We start from the raw sequence: 20,226 nt of genomic DNA, 5'->3' as shown, positions 1-20,226 counted from the left end.
GCGTGGTTCAACGAAGAGCGTTTCGTCGAAGCGGCCCGCAGCCACTTCCAGTCCCTGCAGCAGCACTGGGACGCCAACGAAATGGACAAGATCTCCGAGTTCGTGACCCCACAACTGCTGGAGTTCCTCAAACGCGAACGCGCCGACCTGGGCGACGCCTTCCAGTCGACCTACATCGACGACCTGCGCGTACAGCTGGAAGGTGTGGATGACCGCGCCGACAAGACCATCGCCACCCTGACCTTCAGCGGTGTGTCGAAGACCTCGCGTTTCGACCAGGGCGAAGTGTTCAGCGAAAGCTGGAACATGGAACGCGCCCAAGGCGACAACCAGCCTTGGCTGGTCGCCGGTATCCGCCAGAACGGCTGATACCCGCGCGCTTGAGCAAGCCGTAACAAAAAACCCCGGACCTGTCCGGGGTTTTCTATTTCACGGTTGCACTTATAGCGAGCTACTGTATAAAACGCCCCTATAAACCGCGCCATCTAGCAAGAGGATCCCGGCCGTGGAAGAAATCATCGAACAATTGCGTGAAGCCAACGAACCGGTCCCGGTTCCTCTGGAACTGCCTGACGAAGACCAACTGGTGGAAATCGAGGAACAACTGTTCATCGACATCCGTTTGTGTTCCGCGAATTCCTGCTGACCGTCAGCGACGTGGTCTACGGCAGCCTGGAGCCGGTGACCGTCACCGACCCGCAATCCCACACCTACCTGCCCGACGTGGCCGCCAACGCCTGGGATGCCGGCGTTGATCGCAGCATGATCCCGATCTGCCAGGACGGTGACGACTACTACTGCGTCGAAGAAGACGGCACCGTGGTGCTGTGGTCCGGCGAAGAAGAACTCGTCACCGAAGAAACCTGGGAATCGGTGTGGCACTGGGCACGGGACGTCTGGCTGGAAAGCTGATCCCACAAGGCGTGTGTGGCGAGATCACTGTTCAGGGCTGCTGCGCAGCCCAGCGCAAGCAAGCTCGCCACCGTTGCTCTCAATGCTCCGGCGTGTCCTTGTGGTTATCCAGGGTCTCCAGCAAGGCGACCTGCATGCGCGTATGCACGCGGATGAACCACCGCCAGAGCACGGCCGCCACTGCGGCCGTGACGACGGCGATCAGCACCAGCAACTTGTTGGTCGCAGAATGCTGGCCGACAAGGCCGCCAATAGCAGGAAGATCACCAGCAGCGACAACAGCGGGATCAGCTCGGCGATCACGCGTCGTACACGCTGGGTGTGCCGCCCGGCCATTTCCGGCTTCACGCTCATCTCTGCCAGCAACATCGACAACGCCTTGAGCTTGCGGTAAGCCGCAATCAGGAACGGCAGCGACAACAGCAGCGCCCCACCCCAGATCAATGCCTTCTGCCAGCTTGGATCACTGATCCACCCCTCCAGATACCCGCCAATGCGCGCCGCGAAGTAACTGCCGGCGAAGAAGATCGCCACCACCAGCGCCAGGTTCACCCCCACTTGCAGGATAATCTTGCGAATCATCGACGCCAGCATCGCACCCTCACCCTGCGGCTGGATACTGCGCAGCCACTCGCCATACAGGCCAAACACCCGGCTCAGGCGCTTGGGCATCACGGCGGCAATCTTCAACGACAACGGGTCGGCACCGCGAATCAGGTACGGCGTGAGCAACGTGGTGATCGCCGAAACGGCAACCGCCACCGGGTACAGGAAGTCGCTGGTCACCTGCAAGGTCATCCCAAGCGCGGCGATGATGAAGGAAAACTCGCCAATCTGTGACAGGCCCATGCCTACGCGCAGTGAGGTCCGGCCATCATTGCCGGCGATAAACGCGCCCAGGCCGCAGGACAGCATCTTGCCCAGCACCACCGCCACGGTGATTACCGCAATCGGCCAGGCGTATTGCAGCAGGATCTGCGGGTCGATCATCAAGCCAATGGCGACGAAGAAGATGGCGCTGAACATGTCGCGAACCGGCTCGATCAGGCGTTCGATCTTAATCAACTGGCGCGATTCGGCCATGATCGCGCCAATCAGGAACGCGCCCAGCACCATGCTGTATTCCAGCTTGACCACCAGCAGGCAGAAGCCGAAACACAGGCCGAGTACGGTGATCAGCAGCATTTCGTTGCTTTCAAACTTAGCTACGTAGGCCAGCAGGCGCGGCACCAGCAAAATGCCGATGACCAGTGCGACGATCATGAACAGCGAGAGCTTGCCGACCGTGGAGAACACCTCGCCGGAGCTGACCGTGCCACTGACGGCAATGCTCGACAGCAAGGCAATGATGCCGATCCCGAGGATGTCTTCCACGATCAGCACGCCAAAAATCAGCTGGGCGAAGCGCTGGTTCTTCATCTTCAGGTCATTGAGTGCCTTGACGATGATGGTGGTCGAGGAGATCGCCAGGATTGCGCCGAGGAACAGCGAGTCCATGGTATTCCAGTCGAACCAGCGGCCGATCTCGTAGCCGATCCAGATCATCAGGATGATTTCCAGGAACGCCGCGATAAACGCCGTGGCACCGACCTTGAACAGCTTGCGCAGACTGAATTCCAGGCCCAGGCAGAACATCAGGAAGATCACCCCCAGCTCGGCGAGGGTCTTGATGGTGTCTTCGTCGTGGATCAGGCCGAAAGGCGGCGTATGGGGGCCGATGATGAAGCCGGCGACGATGTACCCCAGCACCACGGGTTGCTTGAGGCGGTGAAACAGGATGGTGACAACCCCGGCCACCAACATGATCACGGCCAGGTCCTGGATAAAGCTGATGGCGTGCATGGCGAGGGGCTCCTTGAGGGTACTGGCGCTCTTCCTGCATCCGTCCGCGCCTTTGAACGGTCGCAAAGAGCGAGAGGAAGAGTCTGCCTTGATCGTAAGAAATGCCCTGAGATGGGCTTTTGAAGGTTAACACCGCGACTTCCGCCGGAAAGCCGGTGCAATATATGGAAACAGATCGGTGCACGCGTGACGGCAAGCCGCCCACCGGCGTCCCGTAAAGGATGGCGCTGCAAAGATTCCAGCACCCGCAGAGGTGCCCCCCAACCAATGCCTACAACCCGTGAGTGTGCTATGGAACCCGGAAACGCCCAGCTGTCGATGACGGTATTGATGACCCCTGACATGGCCAACTTCTCAGGCAATGTCCACGGCGGCACCCTGCTCAAGTACCTCGACGAAGTGGCCTACGCCTGCGCGAGCCGTTATGCCGGTCGCTATGTGGTCACGTTGTCGGTCGACCAGGTGATCTTTCGCGAACCGATCCATGTCGGCGAATTGGTGACCTTCCTCGCCTCGGTCAACTACACCGGCAACACGTCGATGGAAGTGGGCATCAAGGTGGTCACCGAGAACATCCGCGAACGCTCGGTGCGCCATACCAACAGCTGCTTCTTCACCATGGTGGCCGTGGACGACCAGCGCAAACCCGCCGCCGTGCCACCACTGCAGCCCCACAACAGCGAAGACAAGCGCCGGTTCGTGCAGGCCCAGCAGCGTCGGCAGATTCGCCAGGAGCTGGAGAAGCGCTACCAGGAGATCAAGGCAGACGCCTAGTAAGCGCGAGCGCGCCCACGCCTACAGGTGCCAGCACTTGTCGTAGTGGGCACAGACATCAAAGCGCTGGTCCAACTGGCTCATGCGCTCCATGTGATGGTTGAGCACCTCGATCATCACTGACGTGCGTGTATTGGTGTAGTACGTGGTCATCATCTTGTCGTTGGCCTTGACCCGCTCGCGCGTGCCGAGGTCCGTCGGGTTCAGCCACTGTTGCAGCACCGCGTCCTCGATAAGCGTGAGCCGGAAGCGATAAACCTCCTTATAGAACCCCAGCGTGCGTGTCTGCTGGGCTGCAGCCTCTTCATTCAACAGTGCGTAGTTCTGGCGATATTGAGCCCAGTAATCCTGCGGCAACGTAAACGATCCCATCGCCACCTTGCGCTTGGCAATCTGCTCCTCAAGGGCTTTGGCGGTCGTCGGTGCTTCGGCCGGCGTATCAGGGTTCATCATTTTGAACAGCTGCACGTTGGTGTCGACGATGGTGTTGATCAACGCTGTGCGCTGGGCGGTTTCGGGCAGCTGCCTGGGGAACATCGGCGTGCTGCCTGCGCATGCCAGCAACGGGGTTTCGAACATTGGCAGTGGCGTACGCGCGTCTTTGCCATTGAACCGTGACAGGCGACGGAACGTGGTAATGCAGTTGCTCCCGTCGACGTCGAAGGTCACTTCATATTCCTTGCCGGCTTCGGGCGTGAAATTGAACGCCTTGGCGCATACGTAGGAGCCGCCGTTGGTGTTGAGTCGCACAAAAAGCGGCTGGCCGGCGGGCAACTTCACTTCCAGCAGGCCACGGGTTTTCGGTGGCGGCGGCACGCTCATGTCGGCGCGGCGCCGGGTATCGGCCATCATGAAGTTGTTGAGCATGCCGGTGGTACGGCCTGCGCAGTGCTGCGCATCGAAGAGATCGAGCGTGGAGTTCTGTGTGTTGGAGATAAAGCGCAGCTTCGCCGCATCAGGTTCGGTGGCGTCCGGGTAGCTGCCGTTGACACTGCAGGCACTGAGCAGCGAGGCCAGGCTGAGCGCGGAGAAAACCCTAAGGGATGGCGACATGGATCTTCCTTGAAAAGCACAGGGGGACAAGAAGCGCCCGATAATACCGGACGCTCTTGGCCTGGCTCAATCCGGCGGAGGCCTACAACCCGATGGGCGTGGCCTCGAAGCGTACACGCGGATGGGCGATGCGGTCCTGGGCGCGCACCAGCTCCAATTCGTAACTGGCGCAGGCCTGGGTTTCGAGCAGCACTTCATGCACTGCCGCCGCCGTGAATTCGAAGGCCGCCAACAGGCTGTCGCCGAGCAGCACACGCGCCAGGAACAGCCCGGAGGTCAGGTCGCCGACGCCCACCGGCTGGCGCGGAAACGCCAGCAGCGGCCGGCGCAGGTGCCAGCTGCCATCAGCGGTCACCAGCAGCATCTCGAAGCCATCCGGCAACTTGCCGGGGTAATCCAGGTGCTTGACCAGTACCGCCTTCGGCCCGCGCGCCAGCAACGCCTTGGCCATGGCCAGGCAATCGAACAGTGATTGCGGCTTGCGTCCGGCAAAACTGTCCAGTTCCAGCTGGTTGGGGCACAGGAAGTCGGCCATCGCCGCCGCTTCTTCCAGCAGGAAATCGCTGACTTCCTGCGGCACGATGCAGCCTTTTTCCGGATGCCCCATCACCGGGTCGCACAGGTACAGGGCCTTGGGGTTGATGGCCTTGATGCGCGCCACACCGGTGAGGATCGCGCGCCCCTGGTCCGCACTGCCCAGGTAACCGGACAATACCGCGTCGCAGTTGCCCAGCTCGCCGATCGCGGCAATGCCTTCCACCAGCGCCGGAATCTGCTGCGGCGCCAACACTTCTCCCGCCCATTGGCCATACTGGGTGTGGTTGGAGAACTGCACGGTGTTCAGCGGCCAGACATTCACCCCGACCCGCTGCATGGGGAACACGGCAGCGCTGTTTCCGGCGTGGCCAAAGACCACATGAGACTGGATCGCAAGCAGATGAGGTGTGCGTTTCATGCGGGAGATTTCCGTAAAGCCATTGAAATTCTGGCCGCGCAGTATGCGACTAAACGCAGCCTGTACGACAGACCGGCGACACAGTTAAGCTGCTCTCACTTTGTTGGAGTTCTTTGCATGCTGACCCTGGGAAACATCTTCGTGTTGATGCTGCTGGCGACCGCTGCCGCCTGGGTGTGGCACAACCACGGCCTGCGCGAGCGGGCGCTGGAACGGGTCAAGCAGCATTGCGCCAAGCTCGATATCGAGCTGCTCGACGGTGCGGTGGCGCTCAAGCGCATCGGTTTTGTGAAGGATGCCAGTGGTCGGCGACGCCTGGCGCGCATCTACAATTTCGAATTCACCGTCACCGGCGAGACCCGCCATCCGGGGACGATCACCCAGTTCGGCGCCCACAGCGCGCAGATCGAACTGGCGCCCTACCCGTTCGAGATCAAGACGCCATTGCCCAGTGCCGATGTGATTGAGCTGAGCCAATGGCGCGAGGACCACGCGGCCAAGAATCGTCACTGACGGCAGGCCGCGAGCGCCATCTGCAACGCGGCCACGTCCTGTGGTGCGCTGAAAATCAATTCGATCCGCGAGTCGCGGCGCCATTCACTGGGTTGCCAGGCAAGCGAAGCGTTATCCACGGCGTTGGCGGACATCCAGCCTTCGGCGCTGTGGATAACCAGCTTGGCGCGGCGCCATTCCAGGCTTTCCAGCCATCCGGATACCCGCACGGCATCGAATTGCTGACTCGGGTGCCAGCGCCAGCCAATACTCCAACCGCCTTCCTGGGCCTGGCTCAAGCAAATCGGTAGCGTGGGATCGTTCCAGATCGCCGGCAGTTGCGCGAGCCCCTCGGGCACGGCGAAGTTATCCACCGCGGCGGCGGCCTGTGCGCTTAATCCGGGTAGCTGCTGCAGTGGTAACTGGGCCTGGCGGGTCCAGTACACCGGGCAATCCGGCAACTGCCGTTCGACAGCCTGGCGCTGCACGGCATCCAGCATCTCATCCTTGTTCAATACCAATAGCCCGGCACTGGCCAGCGTTTCCTGCTGCGCCGGTGGCAACGGTTTACCCGCCGCCAGGGCTTGGGCATCGAGTACCAGCACGCAGGGCTGAACCGCCAGCACGTTCTGCCACGGCGCCTGGCGCAATTGCTTGAGCAACTGCGCCGGGTGCCCCAGGCCGGAGGGCTCGATAAACAGCCGATCCGGCTTGGCCTTCCGCAGCAGACGGCCCAGGCCTACCTGGAACGGTGCACCATTCACACAGCACAAGCAGCCACCGGCGACTTCGCCCAAGGCAATGCCGTCGTCATCCTGGGTCAGCAGCGCAGCGTCCAGGCCGATCTGCCCGAACTCGTTGATCAATACCGCCCAACGCTCGTTGGCCGGGCGTTGCGCGAGCAGGTGCTTGATCAGGCTGGTCTTGCCGGCGCCCAAAGGTCCGGCAATCACGTGGGTGGGAATGTTCTGCAGCATGAGACGCTTCATTCAGACCGTGTAGAACGCTAGATCCTACGCGGTTATGCCAGCCAATCCAGCGTCAGGATCAAGCGGCGTTCATCCATCTTCAGGGCGGGCGAGCGATGGATCAGGCCATGACCTTCATTGCCATGCCATTTCGTGCCCTTGAGCAAGGCCACCTCGCCGCAGTGAATCTGCTCGATTCGCTCGGTAGGCTCGGCCTCCGGCCGGCTCAGCAGGCGACGGTCCATCACACCTTCGCGCAACCATTGGCTGCCGATCCCGGCATAGGTGGTGATCAGCCGCACCGGCACATGGTCCACGTGAAAGCGCGGGCACATGGCCTTGTCCAACAGGCGCAGGCGCACACCGATTCGCTTGGCACCCAGCAGGCAGGCAAACGCGCTGACCAGCCACGCCACATCAGCGATAAAACCTTCATAGCCTTCAAGATCGCGACAACTGGACGCCAGGCCCTGCAAGTTCGGCGCGGCGTCTTCGCGGCTCAACTCCACGACCAGCGAATCGGCCAACGGCTCATTGAGCGCCACCAGCAACGCGCCGAACTCGGCAATGTGCAGCGGCAGCTGGCGCTGCCACAGCGCCAGGTTGACGCCGTCTTCGAGGATGTCGGACAGCGCCAGCGGGGTTTCGCCGCGGGTCTGGCGGATCACCGGGCGCAGCGGAATAACCGGGGCCAGCATCAGGCGGCCGCCTCGTCATACCAAGGGCCAAAGGGATCGTCCAGCAAGCGCCAACCGTCGACGCCCAAGGCCAGTTCTTCGTCGGTGAGCAAGCAGGCATCGAGCTCGGCACGCAGGCGCGCGAAGTCGATGTTCTGCCCGATAAACACCAGTTCCTGACGGCAATCGCCAGTGCTCAATTGCCAGTTACCCATGATCGCCGCGACGCTTTCTTCATCCTGGGGCCACTGGCTTTTTGGCACGAAACGCCACCAGCGACCGGCAAAGCCGTGCCGCATCAGGCCGCCGGCCTGGGACCAGCTGCCCGCGTCCTGGTGCTTGCTGGCCAGCCAGAAGAAGCCCTTGGAGCGCAGCAGTTTGCCGTTGACCCATGGGCGGTCGATAAAGTCGAAAAAGCGCTGCGGATGCAACGGACGGCGCGCGCGATAGGCGGTGGAGGCGATGCCGTACTCTTCGGTTTCCGGCACATGCTCACCGCGCAATTCCTGCAGCCACCCCGGGGCCTGCGCTGCACGTTCGAAGTCGAAACGGCCGGTATTGAGGATCTTGTGCAGCGGCACTTCGCCCATGACCATCGGGATGATTTCCGCCTGGGCGTTCAGGCGCTCGAGAATCGCCATCAGCTCCTCACGCTCACGGCTGCTGATCAGGTCGATCTTGCTGATCAGGATCACGTCGGCGAATTCGATCTGCTCGATCAGCAGGTCGGTGATCGAGCGCTCGTCTTCCTCGCCAAGGGTTTCGCCGCGTGAAGCCAGGCTTTCGGCGGCCTGGTAGTCGAGCAGGAAATTCATGCCATCAACCACGGTGACCATGGTGTCCAGGCGCGCGATGTCGGCCAGGCTTTGCTCGTTTTCGTCGCGGAAGGTAAACGTTTCGGCCACGGGCAACGGCTCGGAAATGCCGGTGGATTCGATCAGCAGGTAATCGAAGCGACCTTCCTTGGCGAGTTTTCCGACCTCCTCGAGCAAGTCTTCCCTCAAGGTGCAGCAGATGCAGCCGTTGCTCATCTCCACCAGTTTTTCTTCGGACCGGTTGAGAGTGACGTCGCGCTGCACCTCGCTGCCGTCGATATTGATTTCGCTCATGTCATTGACGATCACGGCCACGCGCAGGTTGTCGCGGTTGCGCAGGACGTAGTTGAGCAGCGTGCTTTTACCGGCGCCGAGAAAGCCGGACAACACGGTAACGGGGAGACGATTGGGCATCAGGTATTCCTCATCAGGGTGGCCGGTCAAATCGCCCGTTTATGGCGTTCGCGCAGCTCTTCACGTTCTTTGGCTTCGATACACAGTGTGGCGGTAGGACGCAGCAGCAGGCGTTGCAGGCCGATGGGCTCGCCCGTTTCGCGGCACCAGCCGTATTCGCCACGGGCCAGCAGTTCGAGGGCGTCGTCGATCTTGTCCAGGAGCTTTTTTTCCCGCTCCAGCAGGCGCAGCTGCCACTGGCGCTGCTCTTCGGCGCTGCCCACATCGGCGGGATCACTGTTGGTTTCCTGCTCGCGCAGCTGCTGGAACTCGGCATCGATACGCGCTTGCAGTTCATTGCGCTGGACCAGCAACAGCGCACGGAAGAAGCCTTGCTGGGCTTCATTCATGTAGTCGGCGTGTGGCTGGGCCAGGAGGTCTTGTTCAGTCATGGGGAGCGGTTCACGGGTCAGGCTGTGGTTTAATGTTATAGTATAACAATACAAATAAGCCAATCCCCCTTGCTCGTCACGACGAAGGGCGCAATGCTGGAACCCTCCCTGCCCCGAGAAGCCCTATGAAATATCTGTGGTGCGCCCTGTTATTGGCAGCGGCAGGCCCGGCCTGCGCGCAGACACCGAGCCTGCTGGCCAACTGCACGCGCAGCGCCAACCTGCTGGCGTGTGTCGACCCGCTGGGCAATGCCTACAGCGTGGCAACGGTCGGCAGCACCACGTACCTGCGCGGCTTCGAGGTGATCGGCAAACGCTATTGGGCACAGACCAACAGCCGCTATGGGCAGCTGACGTTCTTTACCGGATTGGCCTCGGACGGTGAGGCGTGGGTGGGCTACACACGGCGCGTGGGCTGGACCACCCTCAACCGGTTCTCCAGTTCGGGTGGCGCCAGCGCCAAGTTCACCTGCAGCCGGATAACCGGCTGCTAGGCCTGGGCATCCTTCTGTTCCTGCACCCAGGCCATGTAGCTGTTCATCGGCGGGTTCTTCTGGAAGTACTTCTTCAAACCTTCGAACAGGCCATCGGCAACCGCCTGTTGATGACGCGCGGTGACCAGTCGCGCACTGTCCCGCGCATTCGAGATGAACCCGGTTTCCACCAGGATCGACGGCACGTCCGGTGACTTGAGCACCGCGAAGCCGGCCTGCTCTACACGTTTCTGATGCAACGAGGTGATGCCTTCCAGGCTGCCCAGGATCGAGTTGCCCAGTTGCAGGCTGGAAGCGATGGTGGCGTTCATCGACATGTCCAGGATCACCCCGGCCAGCATCGGGTCCTTGTCCTTGAGGTTCAGCAGGCTGGTGGCGCCGAGCAGGTCGGCGCCGTTTTCACGTTGCGCCATGAAGCGCGCGGTCGCGGACGTGGCGCCGCCTTCGGACAAGGCATACACCGAAGCGCCCGACGCGGTAATCCGTGGTGCGGCATCCGCGTGCACCGAGATGAACATGTCGGCGTTGTGCTTGTGGGCAATTTCCACGCGTTTGCGCAGCGGCACGAAAAAGTCGTCATTGCGCACCAGCTTCACATCGAAGCCCTTCTCGCGCTTCAGCCGCTTGGCCAACAGCTGGGCGATGGACAGCACCACGTCTTTCTCACGCTGGCCTTTGGAGCCGACGGCGCCGGGGTCCTTGCCGCCGTGGCCGGGGTCGACCACCACGATGATGTCGCGCTTGGGATGAGCCTTGTCCACCGGTGCCACCAACGGCGCAGGCTGCGCCGCGATCTGGCGCGGCGCATGGGTGGCGCCGGTCAGGTCCAGCACCAGCCGGTGCCCTTGGCCGTCCTGGGGCGGCAACAAAAAGCTGTTGAGCTGCATCGGCGCGGCCAGGTCGAGCACGATCCGCGTATCGCCCTTGCCGAAATGCCCGGAGCGAATCGACGTGATCCCGCTGCCCTTGAGCATCAACTGGGAGAAATCCCCACTGAGCCCCGCGCCGCTGAGGTCAATGATCAGGCGCTCGGGTGCGCTCAACGAAAAGGTTTTGTATTGCACCGGCCCGCTGAGGTCGAACACCAGCCGTAGCTTGTCGTCCGAGCGCCACAGGCGCGCATTGCGAATCTGCGTGGCCGACGCGGTGAAAGGCAAGGTGAACAGCGGGCTGGCCAGAAGCAGGTTTAGGAGCTGACGTCTGTGCATGACAAATACCGCAAATAAAGGAGCGTCCCTGCTCGACATGACTGAAAAAAGGCTGGAGCAGAAAAATCATCGTCGACTCAATAGTTATAATATAACATGTCTTTTTATTTCCAACGATGGACCTGCTCATGAATGCGCTGACTCTGCCGGATATCGCCGCGCAGGCTTCACGCCAAGCCTTGCCACTCGACTGGGTCGGTATGTGCGGTATCGCCTTGCCGATCCTCATCGACGGCCATCGCCTGGCCGCCACCGCCGATGCCGGCGTCAGCCTGGACGATGGCGCCGCCCGTGGCATTCATATGTCACGCCTGTACCTGGCGTTGGAGGTGCTCGACCAGCAGCCCCTTACGCCGGCACTTCTGCGTAATGTACTGCAGCGTTTTCTCGACAGTCATGAAGGTTTATCTAAGAACGCCTACCTGCGGATCCACACCGATTTGCTGCTCAAACGCCCGGCGTTGGTCAGCCCGCTGGCCGGCTGGAAAAGCTATCCGGTAAGCATCGAAGCGCGTCTGCAAAACCAGATGTTCCACGTGGAACTAAAAATTGACGTTACTTATTCCTCAACCTGCCCTTGCTCGGCCGCCCTCGCCAGGCAATTGATTCAGCAGCAATTTGTTGAAGATTTCGGCAACACACCTTTGCAACATGAAGACGTCCTCACCTGGCTCGGCAGCGCCAACGGCATTGTTGCCACGCCCCACAGCCAGCGCAGCAGTGCGCAGCTGTTGATCGAGCTGGACGGCCAACAGCCCGACCTGCCCATCACCGCGCTGATCGACGACGTCGAGGCGGCCCTCGGCACCGCCGTACAAACCGCTGTAAAACGCGCGGATGAACAAGCCTTCGCCCTGGCCAACGGGCAGAACCTGATGTTCTGCGAAGACGCTGCCCGCCGCCTGAACCTCGCCTTGAAGCGCTCGGATGCCATCAACGCCTTCCACCTGAAAGTGATCCACGCCGAAAGCCTGCACGCGCACGATGCCGTGGCTGAAAGCCGCTGGACGAGACCCTCTGCATGATCACCTGCACCGCTTTGCGCTGGGGCGCCCCCGGCCAACCGCTGACGCCGGCGGTGGATTTCACCCTGGAAAAAGGCAGCCTCACCGGCATCATCGGCGCCAACGGCACCGGCAAGAGCAGCTTGCTCAAAGTCATCGCAGGCCTGCAGAAACCGCTCGCCGGTAAAGTCACCGTGGATGTTCCACGCCGCGGCGGCCTGTCGTTTCTGCCTCAGCAACAGCACCTCGACCGCCAGTTCCCCATCAGCCTGCAAGAGTTGGTTGCCGCCGGTTTCTGGGGCACCCGACTCACGCCGCCGCAACGCAGCGAACGCCTGCAAGCAGTACTCGAAGACTGGTGCCTCAGCGGCCTTGAACATCGCCCGTTGATGGCCTTGTCCGGCGGCGAACTGCAACGCGCCCTGCTCGCCCGCATGAGCCTGGCCGAAGCGCCAGTGTTGCTGCTCGACGAACCCCACGCTGCCCTCGACGAAGAAGGCCAGGCGCTGTGCTGGAAACATGTGCACGCCTGGCACGATGAAGGCCGCACCGTGGTGATCGTTTGTCACGACCTCGCCTCCGTGCGCCACCACACCCAGCAAGTGGTGCAGATCAAGAGCACCGGCTGCGTGTTCGGGGCCAGTAAAGAGCTGATCCGCCCGCAACCGCACATGCAGGTGGCTTGATGCACTTCGCCGCCCACCTGTGGATGCCCTTCCTCGACTTCGTGTTCATGCGTCGCGCCTTGATCGGCGGCCTGGTACTGGCTTGCAGCACCGCGCCGCTGGGGGTGTTTCTGATCCTGCGGCGCATGAGCCTGATCGGTGACGCCGTCGCCCACGGCATCCTGCCCGGCGCCGCGCTGGGCTTCTGGTTCGCTGGCCTGAGCCTGCCCGCGCTGACCATCGGCGGCCTCGGCGCAGGCCTGGGCATGGCCGGCCTGTCGGCGTGGATCACCCGCCGCACCGGCCTGCGCGAAGACGCCAGCCTCGCCGCCATCTACCCGATCTCGCTCGCCGCCGGGGTGCTGATCCTGGGCATCGCCGGCAAGCGCCTGGACCTTTTGCACCTGCTGTTCGGCTCCGCGCTGGCGGTGGATGAAACCACCCTGACCGGCATGCTCTGGGTCTCCGGTTTCAGCCTGCTCGCCATGGCGCTGATCTACAAACCGCTGCTGCTGGACACCCTCGACCCGCTGTTCCTGCAAACCGTCAGTCGCCTCGGCCCGCTCGCCCATGGGTTGTTCCTGACCCTGGTGGTACTGAACCTGGTGATCGGCTTCCAGGCTATCGGCGCGTTGATGGTGGTGGGTTTGATGATGTTGCCGGCCATCGCTTCACGTTTCTGGAGCCGGCGCCTGCCGGTGCTGATCGCGGTATCGGCGGTGCTGGGATGCCTGTCGGTGTGGTTTGGCTTGCTGCTGTCGTTCTACTACTCGCTACCCAGCGGCCCGGCGATCGTGCTGGTGGCTGGCGTCGGGTATTTGCTGTCCGTGGTCTTCGGTCCGGTGCACGGCTTGCTGCGCCGCCCGCCCTTGCTGTCATCCCAATGAGGTGTTTCCCGATGCGCGCTCTACTCGTGCTGTTCAGTCTGGTGCTGTCGTTATCGACGGCCCAGGCCGCTGACAAACTCCAGGTGGTTACCAGTTTCAGTATTCTCGATGACATCACCCACCAGATCGGTGGCGATCACATCCAGATCAGCAACATGGTCGGCCCGGATTCCGACGCCCACACCTACGAGCCCACCCCGGACGACGCCAAGGCGCTGCTCAAGGCCAGGCTGATCATCAAGAACGGCCTGGGCTTCGAACCCTGGCTGGACCGCCTGGTGACCAGCACCGAAACCAAGGCCACCGTGGTCACCGCCAGCAAGGGCGTGATTTCCCACACCATGGAAGAGGACGGCGAAACCATCCCCGACCCGCACGCCTGGCACAACCTGGCCAACGCCGAAATCTACGTGAACAACATCACCAAGGCCTTGGTCGCCGCCGACCCGGCCAACAAGGCCGACTACCTGCGCAACAGCCAGGTCTACCTGAAAGAAATCTACCGCCTGCTGGCCGAAGCCAAGACCAAGTTCGGCGCACTGCCGCCGGGCAACCGTCGCATCGTCACCTCCCACGACGCCTTCGGTTACCTGGGCCAGGCCTATGGCATCGAGTTCCTCGCGCCCCAAGGCTTGTCCACCGAGCGTGAACCGTCGGCTGCCGAAGTCGCTGCGCTGATCACCCAGATCCGCAAAGACAAGGTCAAGGCGGTGTTCATGGAAAACATCAAGGACTCGCGCCTGCTCAAGCAGATCGCTGACGAAAGCGGCGCGCAGATCGGCGGCACGCTGTACTCCGATGCCCTGGCCGCCGAAGGCCCGGCCAGCACCTTCACCGGGCTGTTCGAATACAACCTCAATACCCTGTGCGCCGCCTTGGGCAAGCCATGACCGTGAGCATGCTCGAACTGGAAGAGGCTGCCCTCGGCAGCCGCTTTCCACTCGACCCGGTGCTCGATGCCTTGGCGTGGAACAGCGATGGGCTGATCGCCGCCATTGCCCAGCAACACGGCAGCGGCGAGGTATTGATGCTGGCCTGGATGAACCGCCAGGCCCTCACCGAAACCCTGGCCACCGGGCAGGTCTGCTACTGGTCGCGCTCGCGCCGGCAGCTGTGGCGCAAAGGCGAGTCGTCCGGCCACTGGCAGCAGCTGGTGGAAGCGCGGCTCGATTGCGACGGCGACGCAGTGCTGCTGATCGTCGACCAGCAAGGCCCGGCCTGCCACACCGGCCGCCCGACCTGTTTCTACAACGCCATCGACGGTCATTACGTTCACATCATTACGGAGCCCGCTGCATGATCCGCAAGAACCCTTCCGGCGATCTGCCGGTGATCGCCGAATCGGCCTACGTCGACAAGACCGCGATCATCTGCGGCAAGGTCATCATCGGTGAGAACGTGTTCGTCGGCCCCTACGCCGTGATCCGCGCCGACGAAGTCGACGCCAGCGGCGCGATGGACCCGATCACCATCGGCGCCAACTCGAACATCCAGGACGGCGTGGTCATCCACTCCAAGTCCGGCGCGGCGGTGACCATCGGCGAGTTCACCTCGATTGCACACCGCTCCATCGTCCATGGCCCCTGCTCCGTCGGCGACCGTGTGTTCATCGGCTTCAACAGCGTGCTGTTCAATTGCGCCGTGGGCGACGGCTGCGTAGTGCGCCACAACTCGGTGGTCGACGGCCGCGACTTGCCCGCCGCGTTTTACGTGCCCTCCACCACGCGCATCGGGCCCAACACCGACCTGTCGCAATTCCCGCCGGTCAGCGTCAGCGCCTCGGAGTTTTCCGAAGACGTGGCGCGTACCAACGTCGACCTGGTGCGCGGCTACAAAGCCCTGCAAAACGAGTTCTGAACCATGAGCCGCCTGCTGATCCGCAACGCCCGCCTGGTGAATGAGGGCCAGGAATTCGACGCCGACGTACTGCTTGCCAACGGCCGCATCGAGAAGATCGCCGCCAGCATCGAGGGCTGCAATGCGCCGGTGGCCATTGACGCCCAAGGCCAGTGGCTGCTGCCGGGCATGATCGATGACCAAGTGCATTTCCGCGAGCCTGGCGCACCGGACAAAGGCAGTTTCTACAGCGAGTCCCGGGCGGCCGTGGCCGGTGGCATCACCAGTTTCATGGACATGCCCAACACCAACCCGGCCACGCTGACCCTGGAAGCCCTGGCCGATAAAAAGCGCCGCGCGGCCCTGCACTCGGTGGCCAACTACGGCTTTCACTTCGGCGTGAGCAACGACAACCTCGACACCATTGCCGCGCTCGATCCGCGCGAAGTGGCCGGGGTCAAAGTGTTCATGGGCGCCTCCACCGGCAACATGCTGGTAGACGACCCGAAGGTTCTGGAGCGACTGTTTGCCGAGGTGCCCACCCTGCTCCTCGCCCACTGCGAACACACGCCGAGCATCCAGGCCAATGAACAGCGCCTGCGCGAGCGCTTCGGGGACAAGATCCCGGCGGTTGCCCACCCGCTGATCCGCGATGCCGAGGCGTGTTATCGCTCGTCTTCTTTTGCCGTGGAGTTGGCCAGGCGCTTGGGGACGCGCTTGCACGTACTGCACCTGACCAGCGCCCGAGAGTTGGAGCTGTTTGAAGACCTGCCCTTGGCGCAAAAGCGCATCACGGCGGAAGTCTGTGTGCACCACCTGCTGTTCGATGACCGCGACTATCACCGCCTTGGCCACCAGATCAAATGCAACCCGGCGATCAAGACTCGCGCCGACCGCGACGCCCTGCGCCGGGCCTTGTTGAGTGATCGCCTGGATGTGATTGGCACTGACCATGCGCCGCATACCTGGGCGCAAAAGCAGCTGGGGTACCGGGACGCGCCAGCGGGTCTGCCGCTGGTGCAGCACGCGCTGCCGGCGTTGTTGGAATTGGTCGCCGACGGGCTGCTGCCGTTGACCACCCTGGTGGCGAAAACCAGCCACCGCGTCGCCGACTTGTTCGCCATCCCGGATCGGGGTTATTTACGTGAAGGGTATTGGGCCGACCTGGTGCTGATCAAACCCGAGCCTGCAGGCAAGCCGGTCAGCGACGAGCCGATCCTGGCCCGCTGCGGCTGGACGCCTTTTGCCGAGCGGCGCTTTCGCCACAGCGTCAGCACCACGTTGGTGTCTGGCCACCTGGCCTGGCACAAAGGCCAGGTGGTCGACAGCTGCCAGGGCTTGCCGCTGCATTTCCTGCGTTAAGCGCGCGGCTTGACCGTACCGCAATCGTTGCCGAGCCACTGCGCATGACTGTCCAGGCTGCCCTTCTGCTGGATGCCGGTGGCATTGAAGGTACCGTTGACGGTGGTGGTGAATTCTTTCTGGCTCTGGAAGGTTGCGACGCCAGTGCCCTGGGCTTTCGGGCAGCTGAAGCGGAATTTCCACTGGTTGCCGGTCTTGTCGGTCACTTCCTGTTTGCAGCCCGATTGCGGGTCGGTCAGGGGGATCGAGTCAGAGGCGACTTGCGCCGGCGTGAGGCACACCTGCACGCCTTTGCCGGCCATGGTGATGCCTTGTTTTTCCAGCATCGCGCGTTGTTCGGGGGTCATCTGTTGCTTGAGCTGACCGAGGATCAACGACAGGTCCGGCAGGTCCTGGTTATCGACTTTCATGTTGCTGGTGGTCAATTCCCACAAGCCCGGCGCCAGCATCTGCGCCTGCGCCGCCACGGGCAGCGACACACCAATAACCATGGCCAAACCAAGCAGACGAGCATTCATCGGGTAACTCCTGGGCAATTGTGGGCGTTAGACGCCGCAAAAGTGCCAGTGTTGCACGGCAAATAAAATAGCGACATTCGCAGCCGTTCATGGTCTGTTAGGCACTGGATTGTCTGGAGTCATGTCGTCCATGGATTTTTTTGGCCCGCACCTGCTCGCCTACTTCATCGCCACGCTGCACTTTCTCGGGACCCTCGCCGCGATCCACGCGGTGCTGACCGTCAGGACCGCCCAAGGCTCGATCGCCTGGGCCTTGTCGCTGATGTTCATGCCCTACCTGACGCTGATTCCCTACCTGATTTTCGGCCGCAGCACCTTCGACGCCTACATCCAGGCGCGGCGCCAAGCCAACCAGGAAATGCACACCGCGATCACTGAGCTGAACTGGCGCCCGTGGGTCGAGGAAGCCCTGGCCGCGCGCAACTCCAGCGCCTACGCCTCGCTGCGCGCCATGCCCAAGTTGGGCCGCATGCCGTGCCTGGCGAACAACGAGGTGCGCCTGCTGATCAATGGCGAGGCTACCTTCAGCGCGATCTTCGACGCCATCCGCCGCGCGAAGACGGCCGTGCTGTTCCAGTTCTTCATCATTCACGACGATGAACTGGGCCGCCAACTGCACACCTTGCTGACAGCCAAGGCCGCCGAGGGCGTGGATATTCATGTGCTCTACGATCGCATCGGCAGCCACGCCCTGCCCCATCACTATGTGCAATCGCTGCGCGACGCCGGGGTCAAGGTCAAGGCCTTCGCCACCCGCAGCGGCTGGCTCAATCGCTTCCAGGTCAACTTCCGCAACCACCGCAAGATCGTCGTGGTGGATGGCGTCACCGGGTTTGTCGGCGGGCATAATGTCGGCGATGAATACCTCGGCAAAAAGCCGCCGCTGGCGCCCTGGCGCGATACCCATGTGCAGGTCACCGGGCCGGTGGTCGCGTGCCTGCAGGAGTCGTTTGCCGAAGACTGGTTCTGGGCCGCACGCGAGTTGCCGCCGCTGATCCTGCCGGACGCCTACCCGGAAGACGGTGTGCTCTGCCAATTGCTCGCCAGCGGTCCGGCCGACCCGTATGAAACCTGCTCGCTGTTTTTCGTCGAGGCCATCCACGCGGCGACCGAGCGCGTGTGGATCACCAGCCCGTATTTCATCCCCGACGAAGCCGTGTTTGCCGCGCTGCGGCTGGCGGTGCTGCGTGGGGTGGATGTGCGCCTGCTGCTGCCGTCGCGCCCCGACCACCGCATCGTCTACGCCGCGTCCAGCCTGTATGCGATCGAAGCGGTACGCGCCGGGGTTCGTGTATTCCGCTACACGCCGGGCTTTTTGCATCAGAAGGTGGTGTTGGTCGACAGCGAGATCAGCGCCATCGGCAGTGCGAACATGGACAACCGCTCATTCCGGTTGAATTTCGAAGTGATGTTGCTCACGGTCGACGAAGCCTTCGCCCAGCAAGTGGAACAGATGCTGCTCGACGACTTCGCCCTGGCCCATGAAGTCAGCCAGGAAGAAAGCCGCGAAACCCGCCGCCTGCAACAACTGGGCATGCGGGTCGCGCGGCTTATTTCACCCATTCTCTAGCGATCAATACGCGATCCATGTGAGAGCGGGCTTTCCCGCGAAGGCGTTACATCAGTACTCGATGAGTCACTGATAAAGCGCTTTCGCGAGCAAGCCCGCTCCCACATGTAGATCACCGCAGCTGTCATGATTGTGTTTCAGCGGTAGATATCTTCCCGCGTCCACGGCAGTTCATGGCTGCCATCGGCGTGCGGCTTGACCGCGAGGATCTGGTGCAGGTTGATCCAGCCGCGTGCAAACGCATAGGCGCAACCGGCCAGGTACAGCCGCCAGATACGCAGCGCCTGGTCCGGCACCATCTTCGCCGCCGCTTCCAGGTTGTCTTCCAACCGCTCGCTCCAGTGGTCCAGGGTGCGCGCGTAATGCAGGCGCAGGCTTTCGACATCGACCACTTCCAGCCCGACCTCACTGATTTCGGCAGTCATCATCGCCAGGTGCGGCAGCTCGCCGTTGGGGAAGACATAACGTTCGATAAAATCACCGGCGCCACGGCCCACAGGTCGACCGTCGGTGTGCTTGGCGGTAATGCCGTGGTTCATCACCAGGCCGCCTTCGCGTACCGCGCCGTACAGGGTCTTGCAGTATTCCGCCAGGTTGGCATGGCCGACGTGTTCAAACATCCCCACGCTGACCACTTTGTCGAAACGGCCATCCTGGGGCAGGTCGCGGTAATCCAGCAGTTGCAGGTCGACCTGGTCTTCCAGCCCCTCGGCCTTGACCCGTTCCCGGGCCAGCGCCAACTGCTCCTTGCTCAGGGTGATGCCAAATACTTTGACGCCGAACTCCCGCGCGGCATACCGCGCCAACCCGCCCCAACCGCAGCCGACGTCGAGCAGATACTCGCCCGGCTGCAGGCGCAGCTTGCGGCACAGATGGCGAAATTTGTCTTGTTGGGCCTGGTCGATGGACTCGCTGCCGGTTTCGAAATAACCGCAGGAATACGCCATGTCCTGGTCCAGCCACAGCTGGTAGAACTCGTTGGACAGGTCGTAGTGGTAGGAAATCGCCGCTGCGTCAGTGGCCTTGTCGTGGATCGAGCGCACCGGACGACTCCCCTCGTCGTCATCGATCAGGGCGTGACTCAATTCATCACACACCCGGATCACTTCGCTGATGGAGCCTTCCAGCTCCAGTTTGCCCTCGACAAAGGCTGCGCCCAATGAATCGAGCGTGGGATGGGTGAGCTTGGAGACAACCGTGGGGTCCTTCACCACGATGGTCACACTGGGATCGGGACCCAGGTTGAATTCATGGCCATCCCAGAGTCGAAGACGCAGCGGTAGCTGAAGATTCTGTAAGGCCGGTGGAAGTTGCGCGAGCATGAGTAGTCCCCCCTTGTTTCAGACGTC

The 20,226-nt window shown here is 62.2% G+C and carries 21 protein-coding genes and 2 pseudogenes; 13 read left to right on the top strand and 10 right to left on the bottom strand.

Going from position 1 to position 20,226, the window contains the following annotated elements; all coding sequences use genetic code 11:
- Both C9990_RS31775 and C9990_RS31770 read left to right on the top strand, forming a co-directional pair.
- Window positions 1-369 (top strand): Tim44 domain-containing protein (locus C9990_RS31775; RefSeq protein WP_177410361.1); only part of this gene is annotated, 369 nt, incomplete at its 5' end.
- A 136-nt stretch (window positions 370-505) separates the two neighbouring features.
- Window positions 506-912, top strand: a pseudogene (locus C9990_RS31770) (SMI1/KNR4 family protein).
- Between the two features lie 79 nt (window positions 913-991).
- Here C9990_RS31770 and C9990_RS31765 read toward each other — a convergent pair.
- Window positions 992-2,754 (bottom strand): annotated as a pseudogene (locus C9990_RS31765) (cation:proton antiporter).
- Between the two features lie 291 nt (window positions 2,755-3,045).
- On the opposite strand from C9990_RS31765, the gene C9990_RS31760 reads away from it, so the two are divergent.
- Window positions 3,046-3,528, top strand: coding sequence for an acyl-CoA thioesterase (locus tag C9990_RS31760; protein ID WP_065902603.1), 483 nt, complete (start codon window positions 3,046-3,048; stop codon window positions 3,526-3,528).
- Window positions 3,529-3,549: 21 nt separating this feature from the next.
- Here the strand turns inward: C9990_RS31760 and C9990_RS31755 are convergent, their stop codons facing one another.
- Both C9990_RS31755 and pdxY read right to left on the bottom strand, forming a co-directional pair.
- Window positions 3,550-4,581 (bottom strand): hypothetical protein, encoded by a 1,032-nt coding sequence (locus C9990_RS31755; protein WP_106802255.1) that lies wholly within the window; start codon window positions 4,579-4,581, stop codon window positions 3,550-3,552.
- Between the two features lie 82 nt (window positions 4,582-4,663).
- A complete protein-coding gene (gene pdxY / locus C9990_RS31750) occupies window positions 4,664-5,536 on the bottom strand; it encodes a pyridoxal kinase PdxY (RefSeq protein ID WP_106802254.1) in 873 nt (290 codons plus the stop codon).
- A gap of 117 nt (window positions 5,537-5,653) precedes the next feature.
- On the opposite strand from pdxY, the gene C9990_RS31745 reads away from it, so the two are divergent.
- Window positions 5,654-6,049 carry a DUF3301 domain-containing protein gene (locus C9990_RS31745; protein WP_106802253.1) on the top strand — a complete coding sequence of 132 codons (396 nt, stop codon included), beginning with the start codon at window positions 5,654-5,656 and terminating at the stop codon, window positions 6,047-6,049.
- Here C9990_RS31745 and C9990_RS31740 read toward each other — a convergent pair.
- The 4 genes from C9990_RS31740 to dksA are packed head-to-tail and all read right to left on the bottom strand — an operon-like array spanning window position 6,043 to window position 9,333.
- On the bottom strand, window positions 6,043-7,005 hold the full coding sequence (locus tag C9990_RS31740) for a GTP-binding protein (RefSeq protein ID WP_106802252.1): 963 nt from the start codon (window positions 7,003-7,005) through the stop codon (window positions 6,043-6,045). The genes C9990_RS31745 and C9990_RS31740 overlap by 7 nt on opposite strands.
- 44 nt (window positions 7,006-7,049) lie before the next feature.
- Window positions 7,050-7,694 (bottom strand): DUF1826 domain-containing protein, encoded by a 645-nt coding sequence (locus C9990_RS31735; protein WP_106802251.1) that lies wholly within the window; start codon window positions 7,692-7,694, stop codon window positions 7,050-7,052.
- Complete coding sequence (gene zigA, locus C9990_RS31730) at window positions 7,694-8,902, bottom strand: zinc metallochaperone GTPase ZigA (RefSeq protein WP_106802250.1); 1,209 nt, start codon at window positions 8,900-8,902, stop codon at window positions 7,694-7,696. Before zigA ends, C9990_RS31735 begins: the two co-directional genes overlap by 1 nt.
- 26 nt (window positions 8,903-8,928) lie before the next feature.
- The gene (dksA, locus tag C9990_RS31725) at window positions 8,929-9,333 is read right to left on the bottom strand and encodes an RNA polymerase-binding protein DksA (protein WP_106802249.1); all 405 of its coding nucleotides are present in this window, start codon (window positions 9,331-9,333) and stop codon (window positions 8,929-8,931) included.
- Window positions 9,334-9,458: 125 nt separating this feature from the next.
- Here dksA and C9990_RS31720 point away from each other — a divergent pair, with 125 nt between their 5' ends.
- Window positions 9,459-9,827: a glutamine synthetase gene (locus C9990_RS31720; protein ID WP_065902616.1), complete on the top strand. Its 369-nt coding sequence runs from the start codon at window positions 9,459-9,461 to the stop codon at window positions 9,825-9,827.
- On the opposite strand, the gene C9990_RS31715 is transcribed toward C9990_RS31720, so the two are convergent.
- Entirely contained in the window at window positions 9,824-11,035 is a 1,212-nt protein-coding gene (locus C9990_RS31715) for an N-acetylmuramoyl-L-alanine amidase (protein WP_106802248.1), read from the bottom strand. The two genes, C9990_RS31720 and C9990_RS31715, sit on opposite strands and share 4 nt — an antisense overlap.
- A gap of 128 nt (window positions 11,036-11,163) precedes the next feature.
- Between C9990_RS31715 and folE2 the strand changes: the two genes are divergently transcribed.
- Genes folE2 through C9990_RS31680 form a run of 7 tightly spaced genes read left to right on the top strand, consistent with a single transcriptional unit; the run spans window position 11,164 to window position 16,789 of the window.
- Entirely contained in the window at window positions 11,164-12,060 is an 897-nt protein-coding gene (gene folE2 / locus C9990_RS31710; RefSeq protein ID WP_106802247.1) for a GTP cyclohydrolase FolE2, read from the top strand.
- Window positions 12,057-12,725, top strand: a complete 669-nt coding sequence (locus tag C9990_RS31705; protein ID WP_106802246.1) for a metal ABC transporter ATP-binding protein — start codon at window positions 12,057-12,059, stop codon at window positions 12,723-12,725. Before folE2 ends, C9990_RS31705 begins: the two co-directional genes overlap by 4 nt.
- The gene (locus tag C9990_RS31700) at window positions 12,725-13,591 is read left to right on the top strand and encodes a metal ABC transporter permease (RefSeq protein WP_065902624.1); all 867 of its coding nucleotides are present in this window, start codon (window positions 12,725-12,727) and stop codon (window positions 13,589-13,591) included. Before C9990_RS31705 ends, C9990_RS31700 begins: the two co-directional genes overlap by 1 nt.
- Before the next feature lie 11 nt (window positions 13,592-13,602).
- Window positions 13,603-14,481 carry a metal ABC transporter substrate-binding protein gene (locus C9990_RS31695; protein WP_106802245.1) on the top strand — a complete coding sequence of 293 codons (879 nt, stop codon included), beginning with the start codon at window positions 13,603-13,605 and terminating at the stop codon, window positions 14,479-14,481.
- Window positions 14,478-14,891: a phosphoribosyl-AMP cyclohydrolase gene (hisI, locus tag C9990_RS31690; protein ID WP_065902628.1), complete on the top strand. Its 414-nt coding sequence runs from the start codon at window positions 14,478-14,480 to the stop codon at window positions 14,889-14,891. Before C9990_RS31695 ends, hisI begins: the two co-directional genes overlap by 4 nt.
- Window positions 14,888-15,448, top strand: a complete 561-nt coding sequence (locus C9990_RS31685; protein ID WP_048721911.1) for a DapH/DapD/GlmU-related protein — start codon at window positions 14,888-14,890, stop codon at window positions 15,446-15,448. The genes hisI and C9990_RS31685 overlap by 4 nt, the downstream gene beginning before the upstream one ends.
- 3 nt (window positions 15,449-15,451) lie before the next feature.
- Complete coding sequence (locus C9990_RS31680; RefSeq protein ID WP_106802244.1) at window positions 15,452-16,789, top strand: dihydroorotase; 1,338 nt, start codon at window positions 15,452-15,454, stop codon at window positions 16,787-16,789.
- On the opposite strand, the gene C9990_RS31675 is transcribed toward C9990_RS31680, so the two are convergent.
- Complete coding sequence (locus C9990_RS31675) at window positions 16,786-17,307, bottom strand: DUF3617 domain-containing protein (protein ID WP_065902631.1); 522 nt, start codon at window positions 17,305-17,307, stop codon at window positions 16,786-16,788. The genes C9990_RS31680 and C9990_RS31675 overlap by 4 nt on opposite strands.
- Before the next feature lie 130 nt (window positions 17,308-17,437).
- On the opposite strand from C9990_RS31675, the gene cls reads away from it, so the two are divergent.
- On the top strand, window positions 17,438-18,877 hold the full coding sequence (gene cls, locus C9990_RS31670; protein WP_065902633.1) for a cardiolipin synthase: 1,440 nt from the start codon (window positions 17,438-17,440) through the stop codon (window positions 18,875-18,877).
- Between the two features lie 137 nt (window positions 18,878-19,014).
- On the opposite strand, the gene cfaB is transcribed toward cls, so the two are convergent.
- Entirely contained in the window at window positions 19,015-20,199 is a 1,185-nt protein-coding gene (gene cfaB, locus C9990_RS31665; protein WP_106805595.1) for a C17 cyclopropane fatty acid synthase CfaB, read from the bottom strand.
- Window positions 20,200-20,226 lie beyond the last annotated feature (27 nt).

The organism is Pseudomonas sp. S5D5 (assembly GCF_003013355.1).
GTDB lineage: Bacteria > Pseudomonadota > Gammaproteobacteria > Pseudomonadales > Pseudomonadaceae > Aquipseudomonas > Aquipseudomonas aylmerensis.
The sequence above is the reverse complement of the archived record's forward strand: the minus strand, read 5'-3'. Positions and strand labels throughout refer to the sequence as shown.

Coding starts and splice junctions, on each gene's coding strand:
- C9990_RS31760 (WP_065902603.1), top strand. CDS start 3,046: ATGGAACCCGGAAACGCCCAGCTGTCGATGACGGTATTGATGACCCCT.
- C9990_RS31695 (WP_106802245.1), top strand. CDS start 13,603: ATGCGCGCTCTACTCGTGCTGTTCAGTCTGGTGCTGTCGTTATCGACG.
- C9990_RS31685 (WP_048721911.1), top strand. CDS start 14,888: ATGATCCGCAAGAACCCTTCCGGCGATCTGCCGGTGATCGCCGAATCG.
- folE2 (WP_106802247.1), top strand. CDS start 11,164: ATGAATGCGCTGACTCTGCCGGATATCGCCGCGCAGGCTTCACGCCAA.
- C9990_RS31740 (WP_106802252.1), bottom strand. CDS start 7,005: ATGCTGCAGAACATTCCCACCCACGTGATTGCCGGACCTTTGGGCGCC.
- zigA (WP_106802250.1), bottom strand. CDS start 8,902: ATGCCCAATCGTCTCCCCGTTACCGTGTTGTCCGGCTTTCTCGGCGCC.
- C9990_RS31755 (WP_106802255.1), bottom strand. CDS start 4,581: ATGTCGCCATCCCTTAGGGTTTTCTCCGCGCTCAGCCTGGCCTCGCTG.
- dksA (WP_106802249.1), bottom strand. CDS start 9,333: ATGACTGAACAAGACCTCCTGGCCCAGCCACACGCCGACTACATGAAT.
- C9990_RS31700 (WP_065902624.1), top strand. CDS start 12,725: ATGCACTTCGCCGCCCACCTGTGGATGCCCTTCCTCGACTTCGTGTTC.
- C9990_RS31675 (WP_065902631.1), bottom strand. CDS start 17,307: ATGAATGCTCGTCTGCTTGGTTTGGCCATGGTTATTGGTGTGTCGCTG.
- cls (WP_065902633.1), top strand. CDS start 17,438: ATGGATTTTTTTGGCCCGCACCTGCTCGCCTACTTCATCGCCACGCTG.
- C9990_RS31680 (WP_106802244.1), top strand. CDS start 15,452: ATGAGCCGCCTGCTGATCCGCAACGCCCGCCTGGTGAATGAGGGCCAG.
- pdxY (WP_106802254.1), bottom strand. CDS start 5,536: ATGAAACGCACACCTCATCTGCTTGCGATCCAGTCTCATGTGGTCTTT.
- cfaB (WP_106805595.1), bottom strand. CDS start 20,199: ATGCTCGCGCAACTTCCACCGGCCTTACAGAATCTTCAGCTACCGCTG.
- C9990_RS31705 (WP_106802246.1), top strand. CDS start 12,057: ATGATCACCTGCACCGCTTTGCGCTGGGGCGCCCCCGGCCAACCGCTG.
- C9990_RS31720 (WP_065902616.1), top strand. CDS start 9,459: ATGAAATATCTGTGGTGCGCCCTGTTATTGGCAGCGGCAGGCCCGGCC.
- hisI (WP_065902628.1), top strand. CDS start 14,478: ATGACCGTGAGCATGCTCGAACTGGAAGAGGCTGCCCTCGGCAGCCGC.
- C9990_RS31715 (WP_106802248.1), bottom strand. CDS start 11,035: ATGCACAGACGTCAGCTCCTAAACCTGCTTCTGGCCAGCCCGCTGTTC.
- C9990_RS31745 (WP_106802253.1), top strand. CDS start 5,654: ATGCTGACCCTGGGAAACATCTTCGTGTTGATGCTGCTGGCGACCGCT.
- C9990_RS31735 (WP_106802251.1), bottom strand. CDS start 7,694: ATGCTGGCCCCGGTTATTCCGCTGCGCCCGGTGATCCGCCAGACCCGC.